18 protein-coding genes and 1 pseudogene are annotated in these 20204 nt (G+C 71.5%); 9 read left to right on the top strand and 10 right to left on the bottom strand.

The window, feature by feature from the left end; genetic code table 11:
• The 6 genes and pseudogenes from ACFWW9_RS34500 to ACFWW9_RS34525 form a co-directional block, all read left to right on the top strand.
• Positions 1-350, top strand: a pseudogene (locus ACFWW9_RS34500) (hypothetical protein); the annotation flags it as partial.
• A complete protein-coding gene (locus ACFWW9_RS34505) occupies positions 350-2182 on the top strand; it encodes an ABC transporter ATP-binding protein (RefSeq protein WP_390386381.1) in 1833 nt (610 codons plus the stop codon). The pseudogene ACFWW9_RS34500 and the gene ACFWW9_RS34505, both read left to right, overlap by 1 nt.
• Positions 2183-2204: 22 nt before the next feature.
• A complete protein-coding gene (locus ACFWW9_RS34510) occupies positions 2205-2714 on the top strand; it encodes a S26 family signal peptidase (protein ID WP_390386383.1) in 510 nt (169 codons plus the stop codon).
• 89 nt (positions 2715-2803) lie between these two features.
• Entirely contained in the window at positions 2804-3010 is a 207-nt protein-coding gene (locus ACFWW9_RS34515; protein ID WP_390386384.1) for a hypothetical protein, read from the top strand.
• 132 nt (positions 3011-3142) lie between these two features.
• Positions 3143-5869, top strand: coding sequence for an FtsX-like permease family protein (locus ACFWW9_RS34520; protein ID WP_390386385.1), 2727 nt, complete (start codon positions 3143-3145; stop codon positions 5867-5869).
• 1 nt (position 5870) lies between these two features.
• Entirely contained in the window at positions 5871-6602 is a 732-nt protein-coding gene (locus ACFWW9_RS34525; protein ID WP_390386387.1) for an ABC transporter ATP-binding protein, read from the top strand.
• On the opposite strand, the gene ACFWW9_RS34530 is transcribed toward ACFWW9_RS34525, so the two are convergent.
• The 6 genes from ACFWW9_RS34530 to ACFWW9_RS34555 all read right to left on the bottom strand — a co-directional run bounded on the left by ACFWW9_RS34530 (position 6561) and on the right by ACFWW9_RS34555 (position 13369).
• Positions 6561-8387 carry a BTAD domain-containing putative transcriptional regulator gene (locus ACFWW9_RS34530; protein ID WP_390386389.1) on the bottom strand — a complete coding sequence of 609 codons (1827 nt, stop codon included), beginning with the start codon at positions 8385-8387 and terminating at the stop codon, positions 6561-6563. The genes ACFWW9_RS34525 and ACFWW9_RS34530 overlap by 42 nt on opposite strands.
• A gap of 344 nt (positions 8388-8731) precedes the next feature.
• Positions 8732-9832: a glycoside hydrolase family 3 N-terminal domain-containing protein gene (locus tag ACFWW9_RS34535; RefSeq protein WP_390386422.1), complete on the bottom strand. Its 1101-nt coding sequence runs from the start codon at positions 9830-9832 to the stop codon at positions 8732-8734.
• A gap of 114 nt (positions 9833-9946) precedes the next feature.
• On the bottom strand, positions 9947-10471 hold the full coding sequence (locus tag ACFWW9_RS34540; RefSeq protein ID WP_390386391.1) for a hypothetical protein: 525 nt from the start codon (positions 10469-10471) through the stop codon (positions 9947-9949).
• Between the two features lie 4 nt (positions 10472-10475).
• Positions 10476-11603 carry a hypothetical protein gene (locus ACFWW9_RS34545; protein WP_390386393.1) on the bottom strand — a complete coding sequence of 376 codons (1128 nt, stop codon included), beginning with the start codon at positions 11601-11603 and terminating at the stop codon, positions 10476-10478.
• 12 nt (positions 11604-11615) lie between these two features.
• A complete protein-coding gene (locus ACFWW9_RS34550) occupies positions 11616-12026 on the bottom strand; it encodes a FixH family protein (protein WP_390386395.1) in 411 nt (136 codons plus the stop codon).
• On the bottom strand, positions 12023-13369 hold the full coding sequence (locus ACFWW9_RS34555; protein WP_390386397.1) for a hypothetical protein: 1347 nt from the start codon (positions 13367-13369) through the stop codon (positions 12023-12025). Before ACFWW9_RS34555 ends, ACFWW9_RS34550 begins: the two co-directional genes overlap by 4 nt.
• 173 nt (positions 13370-13542) lie before the next feature.
• Here ACFWW9_RS34555 and ACFWW9_RS34560 point away from each other — a divergent pair, with 173 nt between their 5' ends.
• Entirely contained in the window at positions 13543-14724 is a 1182-nt protein-coding gene (locus ACFWW9_RS34560; protein ID WP_390386423.1) for a sensor histidine kinase, read from the top strand.
• The gene (locus ACFWW9_RS34565; protein WP_390386398.1) at positions 14718-15368 is read left to right on the top strand and encodes a response regulator; all 651 of its coding nucleotides are present in this window, start codon (positions 14718-14720) and stop codon (positions 15366-15368) included. The genes ACFWW9_RS34560 and ACFWW9_RS34565 overlap by 7 nt, the downstream gene beginning before the upstream one ends.
• A 1-nt stretch (position 15369) precedes the next feature.
• Here ACFWW9_RS34565 and ACFWW9_RS34570 read toward each other — a convergent pair whose 3' ends face one another.
• The 3 genes from ACFWW9_RS34570 to ACFWW9_RS34580 all read right to left on the bottom strand — a co-directional run bounded on the left by ACFWW9_RS34570 (position 15370) and on the right by ACFWW9_RS34580 (position 17122).
• Positions 15370-15789 (bottom strand): DUF6069 family protein, encoded by a 420-nt coding sequence (locus ACFWW9_RS34570; RefSeq protein WP_390386400.1) that lies wholly within the window; start codon positions 15787-15789, stop codon positions 15370-15372.
• A gap of 115 nt (positions 15790-15904) precedes the next feature.
• Positions 15905-16861, bottom strand: coding sequence for a DUF6461 domain-containing protein (locus ACFWW9_RS34575; RefSeq protein ID WP_390386401.1), 957 nt, complete (start codon positions 16859-16861; stop codon positions 15905-15907).
• Positions 16862-16990: 129 nt separating this feature from the next.
• Positions 16991-17122: a hypothetical protein gene (locus tag ACFWW9_RS34580; RefSeq protein WP_390386402.1), complete on the bottom strand. Its 132-nt coding sequence runs from the start codon at positions 17120-17122 to the stop codon at positions 16991-16993.
• Between the two features lie 296 nt (positions 17123-17418).
• On the opposite strand from ACFWW9_RS34580, the gene ACFWW9_RS34585 reads away from it, so the two are divergent.
• Positions 17419-18768 (top strand): aminotransferase class V-fold PLP-dependent enzyme, encoded by a 1350-nt coding sequence (locus tag ACFWW9_RS34585; RefSeq protein WP_390386403.1) that lies wholly within the window; start codon positions 17419-17421, stop codon positions 18766-18768.
• A 4-nt stretch (positions 18769-18772) separates the two neighbouring features.
• Here ACFWW9_RS34585 and ACFWW9_RS34590 read toward each other — a convergent pair whose 3' ends face one another.
• A complete protein-coding gene (locus tag ACFWW9_RS34590; protein WP_390386404.1) occupies positions 18773-20047 on the bottom strand; it encodes a helix-turn-helix domain-containing protein in 1275 nt (424 codons plus the stop codon).
• Positions 20048-20204 lie beyond the last annotated feature (157 nt).

Genomic DNA, 20204 nt, shown 5'->3' on the forward strand with positions numbered 1-20204 from the left:
GGACGGTGGACGGCGAGGTGGTCGATCGTGACGGGCTGTCGGCGTCGACGCTGGTCGGGTTCTTCTCGCCGGGCTGCGCGCCCTGCGAAGAGCTGCTTCCCCGTTTCCTCGCGGCGGCGCGCGCCGTGCCGGGTGGGCGGGCCGCCGTCATCGCGGTGGTGGTGGCCGAGGACCCCTCGGGTGCCGACTACCTGCTCGACCCGCTTCGCGAGGTCGCGTCCGTCGTGGTCGAGGGTCGTCGAGGCGCGCTCGGCGCGGCGTTCGGGGTGACGTCCTACCCCGCCACCTGCCAGGTCGATGCGAGCGGGACGGTGACCTCGGTCCGACTGGCCTCCCCGGTCGGTGTTTGATGGCGTTCCTCGCCGTCGTGGACGCGCTGGCCGTGGCGTTGCGCGCGGCACCGCGCCAGTTGGCGGGGTACGTCGTGCTCACCTTGCTCTCGGGCGTCTACCCGGTGGTCGCCGCGTGGTGCACGAAGGGTGTGCTGGACCAGCTCGTCCGACCCGAACCGAGCGCCGAGGCCGCGGTCCGGCTCGTCGTCCTCCTCGCCGTGGTCGGTGTGGCGGCGGCGGGGACGCCGAGCCTCGCGCAGTACTTCTCGGCCCAAGCACGGCGTGCGATCGGTCTCGCCGCCCAGGACCGGCTCTTCCGCAAGATCAACGAGTTCGACGGTCTGGGCCGCTTCGAGGATCCCGAGTTCCTCGACCGGCTCAGGATGGCGAGGCTGTCCGGGGAACGGGCGCCCGCGCAGGTGCTCGACAGCGCGGTGGGCGTCGGCAAGTCCGCGGTCACGGTCGGCGGTTTCGCCGCCTCGGTGTGGACCATCAGCCCCGTGTTCACCTTGATCGTCGCGGTGGCCGCGGTGCCCGTGCTCGGCGCCGAGATGGCACTGGCGCGGCGCAGGGCGAGCACCCAGCACGGAATCGGACCGTTCGAACGGCGTGAGTTCTTCTTCGGGGGACTGCTGACCACCGTCCGAGCGGCGAAGGAGATCCGGCTCTTCGGTCTCGGCGACCACTTCCGGTCGCTCATGCTCGACGAGCGCAGGGCCTCGAACGCGGCACGCGAGAAAGTGGACCGTGGCACGGTGCTCGTTCAGGGTGCCTTGGCCGCCGCGGCCGCCGTGGTCGCGGGAACGGGCCTGGTGTGGGTCGTGCGAGCCGCCGTGCGCGGTGAGGTCTCGGTGGGTGAGGTGACGCTGTTCGCCGCTTCCGTCGCCGCGGTCCAGACGGGGCTCGCCGGTGTCGCGGTCACCATCGCGACGGCGCACCAAGCCCTGCTGGAGTTCGACCACTACCGGTTCGTGCTGCGGGCGCGCCCCGACCTGCCGGCGCCGGTCCACCCGGTGGCCCTGCCCGCGTTGCGCGATCGGATCGAGCTGCGGGACGTGTGGTTCCGCTACTCGCCGGACCACCCCTGGATCCTGCGGGGGGTGACGTTGACCATCCACTGCGGACAGTCCGTGGCCGTCGTCGGTGTCAACGGCGCGGGCAAGAGCACCCTCGTGAAGCTCCTGTGCCGCTTCTACGACCCGACGAAGGGATCGATCACCTGGGACGGCGTCGACATCAGGGATGTGCCGACGAGCGAGTTGCGCCGGAGGCTCGGGGCCGTTTTCCAGGACTACATGGAGTACGACCTCACCGCCGCGGACAACATCGGCGTCGGCGACCTGAGCGTCGCGGCCGACCGGGACCGCGTTCAGGTCGCGGCGCGCAACGCCGAGGTCCACGAGGTGCTCGCGTCCCTGCCCGACGGCTACGACACGATGCTGAGCAGGATGTTCGTCGAGAAGGCCAACGCCTCGGCGGGCGTGGCGCTGTCGGGCGGGCAGTGGCAGCGGGTCGCGTTGGCGCGCAGCTACCTGCGCGAGGACCCGGACCTGCTCATCCTCGACGAACCGAGCGCCGGACTGGATCCGGAGGCGGAGAGCCGTGTCCACGAGAGGTTGGCCACGCGCCGATCGGGGCGCACGAGAGTGCTGATCTCCCACCGGCTCGGCACGATCCGCGATGCCGATCGGATCCTCGTGCTGTCCGGGGGGCAGGTGGTCGAACAGGGCACCCACGACCAGCTGCTCGAGCGCGAAGGGGACTACCGGCGACTGTTCTCGTTGCAGGCCAAGGGCTACCGGGTGGAAGGCCATGCCGAACCCGCTGGCTCGCCTCGGAACGGGAGCTAGTGTGTGGTGGGGTGTCGCGGTCGTGCTGGCCGCCTCCGGCGTCGTCGTCCGATGGGTTCGGACGCGCTTGCTCGTCGTGCACGTGACCGGCCCGAGCATGGCGCCGACCTTCCGGGACGGCCAGAGGGTGCTCGCGCGTCGGACGTCAGGCGCGCCCGCCAACGGAGCCGTCGTCGTCGCGAGTCCGTTCCCCGACTCGCGCCTGGTCGTCAAGCGCGTCGCCGCGGTGGCCGGTGACGTCGTCCCGGCGGAGGTGGTGCGAGCGGCGGGTTGTCCGGTGGGCAGCCTGGTTCCCCGAGGGAGCCTGGTGCTGCTGGGGGACAACCCACGCGAAAGCATCGACTCGCGCGTCTGGGGCTTCGTTCCCGTTTCGAGTGTCCTCGCGACCGTCGTCCGGAAGATGCGCACCGAGTTCGCGCCGGAACCCGAATGGCAATTGATGGACGAGCCCGTTCCCCTCTCGGAGGTGTACAGCGAGAATCAAAGCGGACCCTTCCTCTTTCGACTCCGTGTCGACGAGGGAGAGCCGTGACATGAACATGTGCACGTCGTATGCCGCTCTGCCATAACGTCGGAGGCGCTGAAGTCGGCGGCTCGGCCGACTCTGGAGAAAGGGATGAGATGAAGACGCTACGCGCTTTTGGTGACCGGATCGTCGACGCGTTCGTGCCGAAGGTCGACGCTTCCGCGCTGTACTACTGGCGTCGCTCCTGCGTCCCCTGGATCGTCTGCACCGTCAACGGGCACAACTACAACAGTGTCCTCATGGAGTACGTGCACGACGGTAGCGGTACCGTTACGGAGTCGTACCTCGACGGGTGTTGCTGAGTTGAATCCACCCGTCCGCGGCCATTGTGCCGCGGACGGGTTCACAGTTGTGGGGAACTGCGAATGCGTTCATTGCTGATAGGCCAGGTGCGCCACCGCCGTGGCCGCACTTTCGCGTTGTTCCTCGGAATAGTGGTCGCCACAACCGGGTTCACCTTGCTCACCGGCAGCACGACCACCTCGCGATTGCAGACCCTGGGCACGGTCGACGCGAACTACCGCGCGGCCTACGACATCCTGGTGCGCCCCAAGGGAGCCCGTTCGCCGCTCGAGGTCGACCGCGGCCTCGTGCGGCCCAACTACCTGTCCGGTCTGTACGGCGGTATCAGCCTCGACCAGTACGAACAGCTCAAACGCTTGCCGGGCGTCGCTGTCGCGGCGCCGATCGCCATGGTGGGGTACGCCACCACGTCCCTGCGAGCGCCCGTCGACGCGACGGACGCCGTCGACCGGTCGAAACCGACCCAGACCGTGCGCCTCCGCCCACGATGGGCGGCCGATCGCGGACTCACCCGCCTCGACGACGACGCCGCCCACATCGCCTACGTGACCACGCGCGTGATCGCCTGGCCGGTGTGGCAGGCGTCTGGCAGGCTGGGGGGCTACGACGACGGCCGGGACCACACGGCCGCGACCGCGGTGTGCGGGCCCGGCGTGCGCGCCGATCCCGTGGAGATCCAGGAGGACGGCACCGATCGCGCTCTGTGCCAGACGTCCGGCGGGCAGCCCGGTGCGACCGGGCTGGAGGTGGGGGACCGGCAGCGCTTGCTGGTCGCGCGCCTGCTCCCGGACGGTTCGTTCGACATGGGCCCCACCTACCCGACCGGTGAACACCGGATCTCCCCTCGACTGACCGTCGACTTCGAGTGGCCGATGTCCTTGCTGCTCGCCGGAATCGATCCGGACCAGGAAGCGAAGCTGGTGGGACTCGACGCCGCTGTCGCCTCCGGTCGCTACCTGGACGGAGCCGACGTCGCCGCGCGGGGTGAGTTGAACGGGATGTCCATCCCGGTCATCGTGCCCGATCGCCCCGAACTCGACGAGCAGTTGATCGTCGCCACCGAGCAGGTCGCCGACCCGGCCATCGCGGGTGTCGACGCCGAACGGGCCTACGAGCAGGTGCGCACGGCGTCCGGCACCCAGGTGGGCGAAGTCCGCATGGACGGGGCTTCCGTGTACGCCGAAGCCGTGCGCGACGAACTGCGCGCGCAGTTGACCGTGGTCGTGCAGTCCGGTACGCCGCAGTACGACCAGCAGCCCGACGGGTCGTTGCGACCGCGTGTCGTGGAGGTGGACCGCAAATCCGTGTGGGGGAACAACACCACCGATGGTTTCGCCGTACCGTGGTTCGCCAGGGACGTGGGGAATCGGCCGCTCGCGAAGCTCCTTTCGGGGCAGACCGGCGGCGACCTCGTTTCCGCGGGCGCCGTGGGGGTGTTCGACGCGACCAGGTTGCGCGGGTTCTCCGAACTCTCCGCGGTGCCCCTGGAGACCTACCACCCGCCGAAAGCGGTGGGCGCGGACGACGCCAGTCGCCGCGTTCTCGGCGACCAGCCCTTGGTGCCCAACAGCAATCCCGGTGGCTATCTCGCGACCCCGCCCATGATGCTCACCTCCCTGTCCGCACTGCCCACCTTGTTGGCGGGAACACCCCAGGCGAACACACCGATTTCGTCCGTTCGCGTTCAGGTGGCCGGTGTCGAGGGCATGGACGCCGTCTCGCAGGAGCGGGTCCGGCTCGTGGCCGAGCAGATCGCGGTCACCACCGGTCTTGACGTGGACATCACCATCGGCGCTTCACCCGCTCCGCAGCAGATCGCCCTGGGACCCGGGAACTACGGTCGTCCGGAACTCCGCTTGGTCGAGGACTGGTCCCGCAAGGGGGTGGCGGTGTCGGTGATCAGCGCCCTGGACCACAAGAGCGCCGTTCTCGTGGTCCTGATCCTGGTGGTGTGCGCGCTGTTCCTCTTCAACGCGGTGTCCGCGGCGGTGCGAGACCGGCAGCGCGAACTGGCCACGCTCGCGTGCATCGGATGGCCTCCGCGCAAGCTGTTCCAAGCGCTCCTCGGCGAAGTCGCGCTGATCGGCCTCGCTGCCGGTGTCGTGGGAGTCGGGCTCGCCGCGGCGTTGTCCTCGTTGGGCTCACTGTCAGGTCCGTCGTGGCGAGTGCTGCTCGCCGCGCCGGTGGCGGTCGGGCTCAGCCTGGTCGCGGCGGTCGTCCCGGCGGCGCGGGCCGCGCGCACCCATCCGGGGGCGGGCTTGCACCCGAACGTCGTCCGGTCGCGCCGGACGTCGGCCCGACGTCACCGCACGATCGCGAGCCTGGCGATCGCGAACCTCTGGCGCTCGCCAGGGAGGACGGTGCTCGGTGCGTTGTCCCTCGCGATCGGCATCGCGGGTGCCACGGCGCTGCTGGCCGTGGTTCGGGGCTTTCACGGCGCGGTCGTCGGAACCCTGCTGGGAGATGCCGTTTCGGTGCAGGTTCGCGAGGTCGACCTGATCGCGGTCGCCGCGATCCTGGTGCTCGGCATCGCCGCCGTGGCCGACGTGCTCTACATCAACGTCCGGGAACGCGCGGGCGAGATCGCGACGTTGCGTGCGACCGGGTGGAGCACGGGCGCGGTCATCCGCCTGATCGCCTACGAGGGTCTCGGCATCGGTGTGCTCGGCGCGGTGCTGGGCGTGGCCGCGGGGTTGGCGGCGATCGCCGGGGTCACCGGAACCGCCTTCACCTCCGTGACGTTGGTGGTGGCGGGAGTCGCCGCGGGCATCTCGGTCCTGCTCGCGCTCGGCGCCGCCTGCGTGCCCGCGTGGATCATCGGTCGGTTGCCGATCACCCAGAGCATTGGAGAGGAATGAGATGAGCGGCGCGACTGTTGTCGTCTCCTCGGTCAGCAGGCGTTTCACCAGCGGTGAGATGCGCATCGCCGCCGTGGACGACGTCTCCCTGGAGATCGAGGCCGGAACCGTGGTCGCGTTGTCGGGTCCGTCGGGCTCCGGCAAGTCGACACTGCTCCACCTGATCGGCGCGATCGACCTTCCCGACGAGGGCTCCATCACCGTCGACGACGTCGACGTGACCGCGTTGTCCCGTGGTCGGTTGGCTCGCTACCGCAGTCGCATCGGGTTCGTCTTCCAGCGCTACCACCTGATTCCGACGCTCTCCGTGCTCGACAACGTGCTGGCGCCGGTCCTGCCGTACCGGGTCGACTTCGACGCTCCCGCCCGTGCGATGGACCTGCTCGCCGCGGTGGGGCTCGAGGGGCGGGAGCGTGCGCTGCCGTCCCAGCTCTCGGGCGGTCAGCAGCAGCGCGTCGCCATTGCCCGTGCGCTCATCGCCCACCCCCGGCTCCTCTTGGCCGATGAGCCCACGGGCAACCTCGACTCCAAGACCGGCGCCGAGATCCTGGACCTGCTCGAGTCCTTGCGAACCCGGCACCCCATGACGATCGTGATCGCCACTCACGAGCAGCACGTCGCCGCGCGGTGCGATCGACTGGTGCGGATGCGTGATGGCCAGGTCGTCAGCGACCTGGCCATCACGCCGGAGTCAGCCGACCTGCTCGTCGAGGCTGTCGAACTGCGCACGTGAACCGCTGTCCGGGTCACCGGATTCGGCGCCGTACAGCCTGAGCAGGTCGTGCATCCGGTAGTGCTCCGGTGGTACTCGTTCCAACAGGCACTCCTCGACCAGGCAGTCGAGCGCCACGTCGGCGAGATCGGGTGAGCTGCCCAGCATCCGGGCCGCCGACAGCCTGTCGACGGGTTCCGGTGCGGAGCGGCTCAGGATCGCGAACAACCGCGCCGCCCGACGTGCCGTGTCGTCCGTGCGGCAGGCGATGCGGTCGTGGTGGCGACGCAGGGTGTCGCGGACCGCGTGGCCTTCCACCTCGAGCGCGTCGAGGCGCTGTGCGGGGTCCAAGAGGCGGTCCACCAGGCTGCCGATCACCCATCGGGGGCGGTTGGCCAGCAGCTTTCCCGCGATTCTCAGTGCCAGTGGCAGGCCCCCGCACGATTGGGCGATCGACGCGATCACCTCGTCGTGCGGGAAGCCCGATGTGCTCCTCACCAGGTCGACCGCTTCTCCCGAGGACAGCATCCCGAGTTGGAGCCGGAGGTCCGGATGCGGTCGACCGAGGGTTCCTCGCCCGACGAGCAGCACCGCGCACGATCCACTGGCCGGGATCAACCCGAGTACCTGCTCGGCGCGCTGCACGTCGTCGAGCACCATGAGCAGCCGCCGACCGGAAGTCACCGAGCGGAGCAACGCCGACGCCTCCGGAAGGTGGTCGGGGAGCACCGCGGTCGACCCGAGGAGCGAACGCAGCACCCGGTGGAGCGCTGCCACGGGCGATGCGGTGTCATCCGTGCCCAGGTCGACGTAGAGCTGTCCGTCCGGGTACTTGCCCGCGGCGCGATGAGCCGCGTGCACGGCGAGCGCCGATTTGCCGCATCCACCGGGCCCGACGACCGCCACGATCTTCGGCCTGTGGGCTGGGGCGCCATCCGGGGTCAGCGCCGAATCCAGTTGGGCGACTTCATCATTCCGTCCGATGAACACAGCGACATCGGCTGGTAGTTCACGGGGTGTGTGCACAACGTTCGACGGCGTGCTGCTCAGGATTCGTCTTCGCCCGGCGAGGATCGTCCTGTGCAATTCACGTAATTCTGGGGCGGGATCCACTCCGAGGTCGCGGGCGAGAAGCGCGCGCACTTCTTCGTAGGCGGCCAGCGCGGAGGATCGTGCACCGAGGTCGTCGAGGGCCTGCACCAGTAATCGCCACGCTCGTTCCCGATAAGGATTCGAGTCGATGTAGGAACGAAGCGCGTTGACGACCGAGAAGTCCACCCCGTACCGGCACCTGGCTTCCAGCAGGCTCTCCTCCGAGGTCAGCCACTGCTCCCTGGCCGCGCTGGTGAACGCGCCGAGTCGGGGGCCGTGTGCGACACCCTCGAACGCCTCGCCGCGCCACAGTCCCTGCGCCTGCCCCAAGTGCAGCGTCGCGGCAACGACATCCCCCTTGTTCAGCGCCGCTTGGCCGAGCGTCGACAACCTCGTGTAAACGGACAGGTCCAGCTCGTCCGGCTCCACCGCCAAGCAATACCCGGCGGGCCGGGCCTGCAAGCGGCCCAACTGATCGGCGGGGAGCAGTTGTCGGATGCGTGCCACGTAACTGCGGATGTTGGCCATGCCGGACGCGGGGGGATTCGAGCCCCACAACTCGTCGATCAGTTCGTCATGAGTGGCGATGTGGTTCGACTTGGCGAGCAGCATTCCGAGTACCGTTCGCTGCTTCGGGCTTCCGGGTGGCCGCGCTGTGCCCGATACCCTGATCTCCAGTGGTCCGAGCACGCGAAATTCAACCATTCCATTCATTTTCCCCCCATATGCGGCGCTTGGGCGGGTATGCGCCCCGACGCCGCATGTGAGCTTAAATCATGCGGATAGTTTGGGGAATGCCGAATGGTGAGGTGATTTGTCGTCCGGTGTGCGTGTCGATGGGAAAATTTCCGACACTTCGATCCGGTGGTTTGTCGCGGCACAGCTCATGGTCTGCGGGGACGTCGTCGGCGGTCGGGACCGGATCCCGTCTTGGGAGGCGGGGGATCGGCTACCACGTGACGCGGGTCTCGCGAGCCCGGATCCGGTTCACCCGCTGGTCGCGTGTCCGTGATGCGGACGGCGGGCTCGACCGGCCCGGCGTCGGATTCGGCTCCCGGTCAGCAGGCGCCCTTCGCCTTGAGCACGCGGTGCAGCGCCTCGGACACGCGGTCCTTCGGCAGGCTGCCGTTGCCGACCGCGGCCTCCAGGGCGTCCAGCACCTCGCCTACCCGACCGCCGCTGGACCACAGGGCCACGTCCGCGCCCGCCGCGAGGGCCTGGCGGACGGCCTCGGGGAGGTCGACGAGGTTTGTGACGGCCTTCATCGCGCCGAGGTCGTCGGTCATGACCAGGCCGTCGAACTTGTAGTCCGTGCGCAGCAGCCGGTAGGCGGCGGGGCTGAGGGTCGCGGGTGTGCCGTCGGTGAGGCCGGGCACGTCGAGGTGGCCGACCATCACGGCGACCGGGCCGTAGGCCGCGATGTCCTGGTACGGGAGCAGGTCCTTGGCCTTCAGGTCGGCCAGCGGGGGAGTGGTGACCAGGCCCTGGTGGGAGTCGCCGCTCGCGTTGCCGTGGCCGGGGAAGTGCTTGAGCACCGACTGCACGCCCGCGTCGCGCAGGCCCGCCGCGAACGCCTCGGCGTACTTGCGGGCCACGGCCGGGTCCGCGCTCCACGACCGGTCGCCGATGACCGTGTTGTCGTCGGCCGCCGTGGTGTCCACGACCGGCGCGAGGTCCATCGTCACGCCCCTGGCCCGCAGCTGCTCGCCGCGCGTCTTGGCCAGCGCGCGCACCTGCTCGGGGCTGTTCGCCGCCACCAGCGCGCGGGCGCTCGGCAGGTTGCCGTCCATCGCGTCGATCCGCTGGACGCGGCCGCCCTCGTCGTCGACCGACACCGTGATCGGCAGCTTCGACGCGGCCCTGACCAGCGCCAACGCGCCGCCGGTCAGCAGGCCGGGCGCGTCGCCGCCGATGAAGATGCCGCCGACCTGCTCGGCGTTCACGATCGACAGCGCGTCCTCCGCGCTCTCCGGCTTCACCCCGACCTGGAGGAGCTGCGCGAGCTGTTGCCTCTGGGAGAGCCCGGCGATGACCGGCGCGCACGGGTTGGTCGGGGCCGCCGCCTGCGGCTGGCCACCGCCCTCGGACCCGGCGGCGACGACGGTGTCCGGGAGACCGAGTCTCGGCGCCACCTCCTGGTGGAAGGTGGCGGCGAGCATCGCGCCAAGGGCCAGGGCGCCCAGCGTTGTCGCAATGCTCCTGCGTCGCACGAGAGGTCGGCCTCCTGGGGAGTCGGGTGTCGACCCCAGTCTTCCCCAGGAAGCCGTCCGGCACTAAACCGAGGTGTCCTCGCGGGTGCGCCGCCAGGCGATCACGATCAGCGCCACCAGGCCGAACAGGGGCACGGTGCTGATCGCCCAGCTCACCCCCATCGGGGGACCCGGCTGCTCCTGGACCGGCAGCACCAGCTCGCCCTCGCCGGGCCCGTCGGGGCCGGTGACGGCGAACACGAACTTCCAGTCACCCGGATCCGGCAGGGCCCGGACGTCGAGGCCCCACACGTCCAGCTTGCGCGGGTGCCGCACCAGCGGCTCCAGCCTGCTCGACCGCTTCCCCGTGGGCCTGACCAGCGACAACGTCCCGCTCTTCCCCTCGATCCCGCCGTCCGGGACGAAGGTGAAGTCCAACGACTGGAGCGCCTTCACCGGCCACGTGCTGAAGCCCACGGTCAGCGCGTACGGCCCGACCTGCACCTGCTCGGTGTGCACGACGTTCACCGGCTCGTAGGCGAGCGCGGTCCCGGCCGTGCCGAACAGCAGCCCCACGACGCCGAGCAGCGCCACAACGGTCTTCCTCATGGCGCTACCGCCCTTCCCGAACCGGGGCGAGGTGCCGCAGCATCCCGCCGAACCGCACGCCGAGCAGACCGCCCGCCGCCCCGAACACCAGGCCCGCCACCGCCGTGCCGACCATGGACGACACCGACGGGAAGCCGTTGCCGTGCAGCCAGGCGCGCTGGACGGGGTCCAGCCCCGCCACCAGCAGCCCGCCGACCGCGCCCGCGAGCAGCCCGAACGTCCGCAGCGACCGGCCGTCGCGCCGCCCGACGGCCAGCAGGCCCTCGATCACCAGCGCGACCAGGAGCAGGCACATCGGCATCAGCGCGGGCAGGCCCGGCACGCCGTCGACGTAGTCGCGCAGCGGCAGCCCGATCGCGTTCGCGTAGGTCTCCGTCGCCCACGGCGAGAACCACCAGTACACGGCCTGGAGCACGGCCACCGGCACGGCGACGCCGAGCGCACCGCCCGGCCGGTCGAGCAGGCGCGCGCCCATGACGACGATCAGCACGCACAGGAACGACAGGCCGATGGTGACCGTGTTCAGGTTGCCGACGTTCACCTGCGACAGGCCGATCGCCGTCACCGTGCTGAACGTCAGCAGCACCGCCAGCGAGATCAGCGCCCACGCCAGGCCCCACGTCTGCGAGCGGACCACGGCGAACACCATGACCGCGCCGACCATCGTGATGGTGATCGACAGCAGCAGGCCGATGTGCGGCGGCGAGGCGATCACCGCGTCGAACCCGTACAGCCCGTGCCACCACTGGTCCCACAGGCCGTAGAGCAGGAACGACGCGGCGCCGATGCCGGAGATCAGGTAGCCGACGGGCGCGGCGAACGTGCGGCCGAACACCGCGACCGCCCGGCCGCCGACCACCGGGTCGACCGGACGGCCCGAGCGCTGGGCCGCCGTCGTCAGCAGCACGACCACGAGGCTCGCGATGCCGGAGAACGCGCTGCCCGAGTACAGCAGCAGGTGCGGCAGCGTGAAGAACGTGTCCGGGCCGACGTCGGTGTGCCACTGGATGTCCCAGGTCAACCCGGTCAGCGACAGCACGGTGCCGCCCAGCACGAAGCTCGCCGCGGTCACCCCGCGCGGCACGGCCTTGGTCGTCGTGGCCGCGGAGGCCCCCGACGCGGTGAGATCCATGTTCGGTTCCCCTTATCCCTTCACCAGCAGTGGAAAGACGACGTGGTCGACACCGCTCGCGTCGCGCAGCGAGACGGTGATCTGCCACGGGCCCGCCATCGGCAGGTCCGTGGTGGCGGCGCGGTACCGGCCCGGCGCCTCGGGCACGGCGGTCACGGGCGCGAGCGCGTGGCCCATCTGCGGCATCACCGGTTCGACGGTGACCTCGGAGGGCTTCGCGGGCGTGCCCGCCGGGTCGGTGACCTCCAGGCCGATGGAGTTCGGGCCGGTGCGCGGGTCGGCGACCGAGAGCCGGACGGTGTAGCGCGGGGTGGAGGCGGTCGCCGTCATCGGCTCGTCGGCCCTGGTGGCGCGGAAGACCAGCGCCACCAGGGCGACCACCACCGCCAGCGCCGCGCAGGCGAGGATCGTGCGCTTGCTCATCGGACCTCTCCCGCGCTCGCCGGGACGTCGATCACCGCGGGCGTGGTGCGCACCGCGTAGCCGCGTTCGACCTGCGCCCACACGAGGTACCGGCCGGGCAGCGGGAAGGTGTAGGTGAACGGCACGTCCGGCCCGAACGCCGCCACGCTCTCGTCCGGCTTGTCCGGCCGCCCCGGCGTCGGCGGGACCATCGAGTGCACGTGCCCCCACACCGGCGCGTCGGCGATCTCGCCGGTCACCGGGCCGACGACGATCAGGTGGCCGAGCATCCCCAGCCACGGCTGGAGGTCGGCCGTCCCGTAGCGCGCGGTGATCGTGCTCGGCTCGCCCGCCGCGGCGATCCGCCGGTCGAGCGCGGTGTCGTCGGTGGCGGGCGCGGTCGTGCCGGTCGCGGCCAGGGTGAGCGTGGTGCGGAGCAGTTGCCGTCCGCCGCCGCGCCGGGCGATCTCGACGGCCACCGCGTACCGGCCCGCCTCCGGCGCGTCCAGCTTCACCCGGTAGTCGCCGGGGCCGACCCGCACCGGGTGCAGGTGCCACAGCCTCCCGCTCGGCGACACCACCACGAGGTGCGCCAACGCGTTGTCGTGCACCAGGAGGTCGTCGACCGGGCGGCCGGTCGACCCGTCGGTCAGCGCGAGCCGCAGGTCGCCGTCCACCGTCGCCACCAGCGTGGCGGGCGGCCGCGAGTAGTCCGTTGTGGACGCTTGGGCGTTCGCGTACGGGTCGGTCACCGAGTCCACCGTCGGGTCCTGGTCCCGGCCGGGCGCGGGCAGGGGTGGCACGGACGCCGACAGCAGCGCGGCCGTGACCGCGACCGACAGCGCCGCGACCACCCCCGCCGCCGGGACGAACGCCGCGGTCGGCCTGCCGCGCAGCGCCACCACGAGCGTCACCAGCATCAACGCCCCCGCGGCGACGAACCCGCCGAACGCCGCGTTCTGCGGCGGCGACTGCACCCGCGCGGGCACCACGAACGGGATCGTCGCGACCCGCTGCCCGTCGTCCAGCGCCAGCTCCCACGGTCCGGGCCCGTCCACCCGCAGCGCGCCGGAGTGGAACCCCGGCTTCGCCGTGAGCCGCACGGTCGTCTCGCTGACCACCACGCCGTCGCGGCTCAACCGCAGCCGCAGGTCGCCGGGCGGGCTGCCGACGTGCGTCACGACGTCGACGTGCACCGGACCGGGCACCGGCTCGACCCGCCGGACCACCACGGTCAGCTCGCGGTCGCCCAACGTCTGCGCCACCTGGACGTCGCCCCCGCCGGGAGCACCGTCGGCGAACGCCGGAAGCGCGCCGCCCCAGGCGAAACCGACCGCGCACAAGATCACCAGAACTGTCCTCATCACCGCCCCCATCGACACCGAACCTAGGGATCCCCAGGCGCGGAAGCGTCACAGCACGGGGTGAACCCGAGTCCCCCGAGCAGGGGACCCCTGACCCTGGGAGGACCATGGATCCCCCTGGAGGGGGACTCGCGGACGGGGCGGGGTGCCGGAGGATTGGCCGGGTGAGGGGGATGTGGAAGCGCGCGGGGGACCCCAGGGTGTCGTTGACCCGGCAGTCGCTGCTGGTGGCGCTGGTGTGCCTGTTCGTCGACGTGTGGGTCTTCGTGTCGAGGGCTCCGGTGCCGTCGCCGCCGATCGTCGTGGTGTGCCTGATCGCCGTCGCGGCGGTCGACGTGCTGCTCGCCGGTCCGGCTCGCCGGTCCGGTGTCGTGGCCGTGGCGCACGTGGCGGTGTTCATCGCGATACCGCTGCTGCTGGAGCGTCCGCTGAGGGGGGCGGGCAACAACGCGGGCATGATGGTCGCCGCCTACCGGGCGGGCGCCTGGCTCGTCGGGGTGCCCGCGTTCGCCACCCTCGCCGTCATGATCGCGGGCATGGTGGCCACCCACTTCGCCTACTACCTCGGCGTGGGAGACCTGAAGCTGCTGCCCGTGGAGGTGGTCAAGGGCGCGGTCCTGCCGTGGCTGGTCGGCCGCTTCACCACCGCCCGGCGGGGCCACATCGCCGAACTGGAGCAGCGGTCCGAACGCGAGCGGCGGGACGCCGAGGAGTCGTTGGCCAAGGCGCTCGCCGCCGAGCGCAGCTCCATAGCCCGCGACCTGCACGACGTGATCGCGCACCACGTGAGCGCCATCAACCTGCACGCCGGGGCCGCGAGGTTGGGGCTGGACAAGGGGAACGCGCCGCTCACGTCGTCGTTGAGCGCCGTGGAGACCGCCAGCCGCGCCGCGATGGTCGACCTGCGGCACCTGCTCGACCTGCTGCACGGCGACCACGCCGACGGCGCCCGGCAACCGGGGCTGGACAACCTCGACGAGCTGTTCGACGGCGTCCGCGCCGCCGGGATACCGGCCAGGCTCACGACGTCCGGCGACCCGCGCGCGCTGCCGGAGTCGTTGGACATCACGGTGTACCGGATCGCGCAGGAGATGCTGACCAACGCCCTGCGCCACGGCGACCCGTCCGGCGTGGACGTGGAACTGGCCTACCGGGACGACTCCCTCGCGCTGAGCACCACCAACCGCGTGCCCGCGCTGGTCGGCGCCCGCCCCGACGGCCACCGCCGCGGCCTGGAGGGCATCCGCAACCGCGCGCGGTTGTTCAACGGCGTCACGACCTGCGGGCTCGAACCCGACGGCCGCACCTGGCGCACCGCCGTGGCCTTCCCCCTGGAGAACCCGACACGATGCTGAGCGTCCTGCTCGCCGACGACCACGCCATGCTCCGCTCGGGGATGCGCGCCATCCTCGACACCCAGCCGGACCTCGAGTGCGTCGCGGAGGTCGCCGACGGCCGCGCCGCCGTCACCGAGGTCGCCCGCCTGCGCCCGGACGTGGCCGTCCTCGACATCCGCATGCCCAAGCTGGACGGCCTGAGCGCCACCGAGGCGATCCTCGCCGCGCCGGACAACCGCACGAAGGTCGTCGTGCTGACCACGTACGACAGCGACGAGTACGTCTACCGGGCGCTGCGGGCGGGCGCGAGCGGGTTCCTGCTCAAGAGCCTGCCGCCGGAGGAGCTGATCAGCGCCATCCGCGTGGCGGCCAGGGGGGACGCGCTCATCGACCCGTCCGTCACGCAGCGGCTGGTGTCCCGCTTCGCGGGCAGCATCGCGCCCCCCGCCGCCGCACCGGGCCTGGACCAGTTGACGGCGAGGGAGCACGAGGTGCTGCTGCTGGTGGCCGCGGCGCACACGAACGCCGAGATCGCCGCGGCGCTGCACGTGGGCGACGAGACCGTGAAGACCCACGTGTCGCGGATCCTGGCCAAGCTCGGACTCCGCGACCGGGTGCACGCCGTCGTGTACGCGCACCTCAACGGGTTGGTGCAGCGGTAGGTCACGCCGCGAGGCGGCGGGCGATGGCCGGGATCACGATCACCGCGGCGACCAGGTGGGTCAGCATCAGCAGGGCCTTCGTGGCCGTGGCCGCGTCCGCGAGCACGTCCGGCACCAGCGACAACGCCGTGAGCGCGACCGTCGTGCGGACGAACGCCGTGCGCGGGTGGCGGGCGAAGCGCCGCAGCCCCAGCGCCAGCAGCAGGCCCACCAGCGAGAAGACGGCGGTCAGCGTGGCGAACCCCGGCACCGGGATGGGCGCCCCGCTGACGTTCAGGCTGATCCCGGCGAGGTTCCCGACGCCCGCGACGGCCGCGGTGGCGACCGAGGCCCCGACCACCGCGACCAGCGCGGGGAGGACCAGCGGCTTGACGGGGGCGGTGGTGGTGACGGTGGACGCGGTGGTGGTCGTGGTGGTCATCTCGAGCCTCCGGTGAGCGGGAGGCCGGTCCGTTGCCGGCCTTCTGCACACACGTCGAACGGGCTCGACGCCATTCGACACGGCCGCGAGAAAAACTTCGGGAAGTTTTTCCGGGCTAGCCGCCGACGATGATCGCGACCCTCGTCGGCCTGGTCACGTCGGCGACCGTGGGGCTCACGCCGGTGAGGCGGCAGAGGAGTTCGAGGTCGTCGAGGAAGTTGTCCTCGTCCTCGTCGAACGCCTCCGGGTCGTCGATGCCCATCTCGGCCAGCGCCTCGGTGAGCACGCCGGGGTCCGCGCCCTCGGCGGAACTGGGCTCCAGTTCGTCCAGGGAGGCCAGGACGACGCCGTCGCGGCTGACGACGAACGCCGTGTCGGCGTTGACGCTGCAATAGGAGGAGACGGCGAACGTGCCCGCGGACAGGTCCGGGCGGCGGACGCCGTGCCAGCCGTTGTCCTCCACGAGCAGGGTGTGCGGGCCGAGCGGGAAGGCGGCGACGACGTGGTCCTCCACGTCGGCCTCCTCGAAGTTGGCCCGCTCCAACAACTCCGGCCACGTGGCCGTGAAGATCGCGTCCTCGGGGGCCCCGAAGCGGAGCAGGGCCTCGTCCGGCGTGATGTTGTGGATGAGCGTCACGCAGTAGACGCCCTCCATCCCGAGCCCCTCGTCCATCCAGGCCTCGGAGAACTCGCGCTCCTCCACCGGGCCCGCGGCCGCGGGGTCGGGCTCGGTGGGCCGGTAGCCGTCGGGGAAGTGGCCCTTGCGGTGCACCCACACCACGGCGTCGCGGTCGTCGACCAGGACCAGCGTCCAGTCGGAGCGGCCGTCGTCCTTGAGGAAGCGCCACGTGAGACGCGTGCCCGGCAGGTCGAGCGCCCGCGCCTCCTCGGCCGACAGGATCGACGCGAAGGACGCGGTGTGCGCCAGGGTCATCACGTGGTCGAGCCCGCCGTCGGGCCGCCGGGTGACCGTGCGCTTCCCGTTCTCGGACCGGAGGAATCGACCCCCGACGATCGCGGAAGCCGGCGCGCTGTCACCGAGGGACTCCGCTCGACCGTGTTCGCCAAGCACGCTGAAAACCCCCGCGGGACCGTGACCGAATGGATGTGGCGACCGTAGTCACCGCGTCCCGGACCGAGAAGCCGAACGGCCCAAGTGTGGCCGAACGGGAGGCGTTCGGTGGTCGAACGCACACCGGCGCTACGGGCGGAACAGCAGGGAGGCCGCGATCCGGACCACGATCCCGCCCTGCGGGCCCGACCCGACCGCTCCCGCCACCAGCGCGAACGCGATGAGGCTCGCGGAGAAGCACACCTTGAACCGTTCTCCCATGCCCACTTCGTACCAGTCGGGCACGTTGTCCAGTGCCGTCCTGTCCGGCGGACAACGAGTTCCGAACAACGGACGGGCGATGGCGAACGGCTGTTCCACATTGTTGCGGCTTTCCGTTATTCCCCGAGAAGATCACGGATACATCGCTGTGGCCTTCCCGACAACAACGCGGAAGTCCCAGTTCCGGGGCCCTGCGAGGGGTATGTTCTGACAACGCCTCCCCGCGTTGTCCGGGTCGCGTATTCCCATTCGGCGAATTGTTGCCGTCCACCGTCATCTCACCGCGGGGAGCAAAGATGACCTCACGCCACACCGACCACGTGCTGACAGCGCGCAACGCCGACGAGCCCGCCGAGTTCCTGGCGCGCTACCCCGGCTACGAGCTGACCCGCGGTCTGGACCGGTTGCGCCGCACGGAGTACGCCTACCTCGACGAGCAGAACCACCTGTACCTCGACTACGCGGGCTCCGGCCTGGCCGCGTCGGCGCAGCACCGCGCGCACCAGCGGCGGATGCAGGGCATCCTGCCCGGCAGCCCGAGCACCACCGCCCCCGCGATCGACCACGCGCGGCACGCCGTCCTGCGCCACCTCAACGCGTCGCCGCACGAGTACACGGTCGTCTTCACCGCGAACGCCAGCGCCGCCGCCCGGCTGGTCGGCGAGCGGTACCCGTTCGGCAGGCACGGCAGGCTGGTGCTCACCTCGGACAACCACGAGTCGGTCGACGGACTGCGCGCGTTCGCGAAAGCGGGCCACAGCGCCACCACCGTCATCGCGACCCAGCGGCCGGACCTGCGGATCTCCACCAGCACCGTCATCTCCGCGCTCGGCCGCAAGCGCCCCGACCGCAGGCGCGGCCTGTTCGCCTACCCCGCGCAGAGCGGGTTCACCGGCGTGCAGCACCCGCTCGGCTGGATCGACATCGCCCACGACCGGGGCTACGACGTCCTGCTCGACGCCGCCGCGTACCTGCCGACGAACAGTCTCGACCTGAGCCTGGTGCGCCCCGACTTCGTGACCGTGAGCTGGTACAAGGTCTTCGGCTACCCGACCGGCGTCGGCTGCCTGGTCGTCCGCCGCGACGCGCTGTCCCGCCTGTCCCGCAAGGCGTTGGAGGACAGCAGCCTCAACTTCCTGTCCATCCCGGACGTCGAGGTGGGACTGGCGCTGCTGGCCGACACCGGCGTGGAGCTGATCTCCCGCCGCGTCCGCTACCTGACCGGCTGGTTCCTGGAGCGCCTCACGACGCTGCGCCACGGCAACGGCCTGCCCATGGCCCGCGTCTACGGCCCCACGACGACCTCGGCCCGCGGCGGCATCGTGAGCTTCAACTTCCTCGACCCGTCCGGTCACGTCCTCGACCCCGCCCTCGTCGCGAACGAGGCCACCGGCGCGGGCATCTCCCTGCGCACCGGCTGCTTCGGCAACCCCGGCGCGGGCTCCAACGCGGCCGAGCTGTGCCCGAAGTCGTTGCGCGCCTTGCTCAAGCACGGCACCGCGGACTCGCTCGACGTCGTCGGCCTGCCCAGCGGGGGCACCGTGCGGGTGTCGTTCGGAGCGCCGTCGGCGGTGCGGGACGTGGAGCGCTTCATCGCGTTCGCCGAGCGGCACTTCGAGGACCGGTTCGTGGGGGAACTGGTCTGACGTCCTAGCCCACCGCGCGCGACAGGGCCCGGCCGAGCACCGGCGTGACCCCGTCGTGGTCGACGGTGAGCAAACGGGCCCGCACCAACGGTTCCAGCTCGCTGAGCGGGCCGGTCCACGTGCCGTCGAGGACGGCGCGGAACTGGTGCTCGGCGGTGGCGGGCAGTGCGGCGAGGGCGTCGGCCGCCGCGCCGTGGACGCCGCCGGTCGCGAGGTGGTCGGCGACCGTGACGCGGCCGCGCCTGCGTTGAGCCCAGGTCGCCAGGAGCGACCGCGACAGCAGGCCGAGCGCGCCGGGGTCGTGGGCCTCGCCCAGCGCGCGCCGGGCGGGCGGCGGGGCCAGGTCGCGGACCAGGATCTCGACCAGGCCGGGTTCGAGCGGCCGTCCCGCGGCGCGGGCGGGGGCCTCGATCGCCTCCCGCAACTCCGCCTCGCTCATCGGCGTCACGGCGACCTGCGCGGCCGATGCCACCAGCGGGTGCCGGGCGGCCTCGGCGAGCGCGTCCGAGCGCAGGCCCAGCACGACGACGCCCGCGGCGGCGGTGACGGCGGCCAGCGCGTCGAGGACCGCGTGCTTTGGGGCGTGGAACAGGTCCTCGGCCTGGTCGACGACCACGACGAGCCCGTGCGCGGGACGGGCCTGCCGCAGTAGGGCGGTCAGGGCGTCGGTGTGCAGGGCGCGGTCCAGGTCGTCGGCGTCGAGCGACAACGCCCGGCACAGCCGGTCGGACAGGTCGCGGCAGGGGTTGCGGGTCGGGGTGAGGACGGTCGACGTCCACCCGTGCAGGGCGGGCAGCAGACCGGCGCGCAGCAACGACGACTTGCCCGACCCGGACGGGCCGACGACCACGACCACACCACCCGTGTCTCTACGGTCCTCGACCCGTTCGCGCGCCTCGGCGACGAGCCGGCCCCGACCGTGGAACCAGCGGGCGTCGTGGCGGTCGAACGCCGCGAACCCCGGATACGGGGAGGGCGCGGTGTGCGCGCCGTCGTGCCGCAGCCGCAGCAGCGCCCGCTGCCAGGCGTCCACGGCGGCGCGGTCGTGGACGCCGCACAACCCCAGGAACCCGGTGAGCACCGGCGCCATCCGCGCGGGTGGCAGCGTGCGGCCGGAGCAGTAGTCGCCCGCCGTCGCGGGCGGGATGCGCAACGCCCTGGCGAGGTCGCGGATCGAGAGCCCGGCCCGTTCCCGCACGGCGGTCAGCCCCGCCCCGAACTGGCTCCGGTCGGTGAACCGGTCCGGGTCGACGAGCACGTCGGGACTACCGGTGGCCATTCCGCCCTCCTCCGACTCCGTTATCGAGAAAAGACGTCCCGCCGGTAACGGGAACGCCTTCCCGCTGGTGGTGGCGCGGTGTCCGGGAAGTGGTCCCCGTCCGACGTCGTCCGGGATTCGCGCCGATTCTGTACACGGCCGCTGTTCGAGGTTTCTC

This window comes from Umezawaea sp. NPDC059074 (assembly GCF_042738955.1).
In the GTDB taxonomy this organism is placed as follows: Bacteria; Actinomycetota; Actinomycetes; order Mycobacteriales; family Pseudonocardiaceae; genus Umezawaea.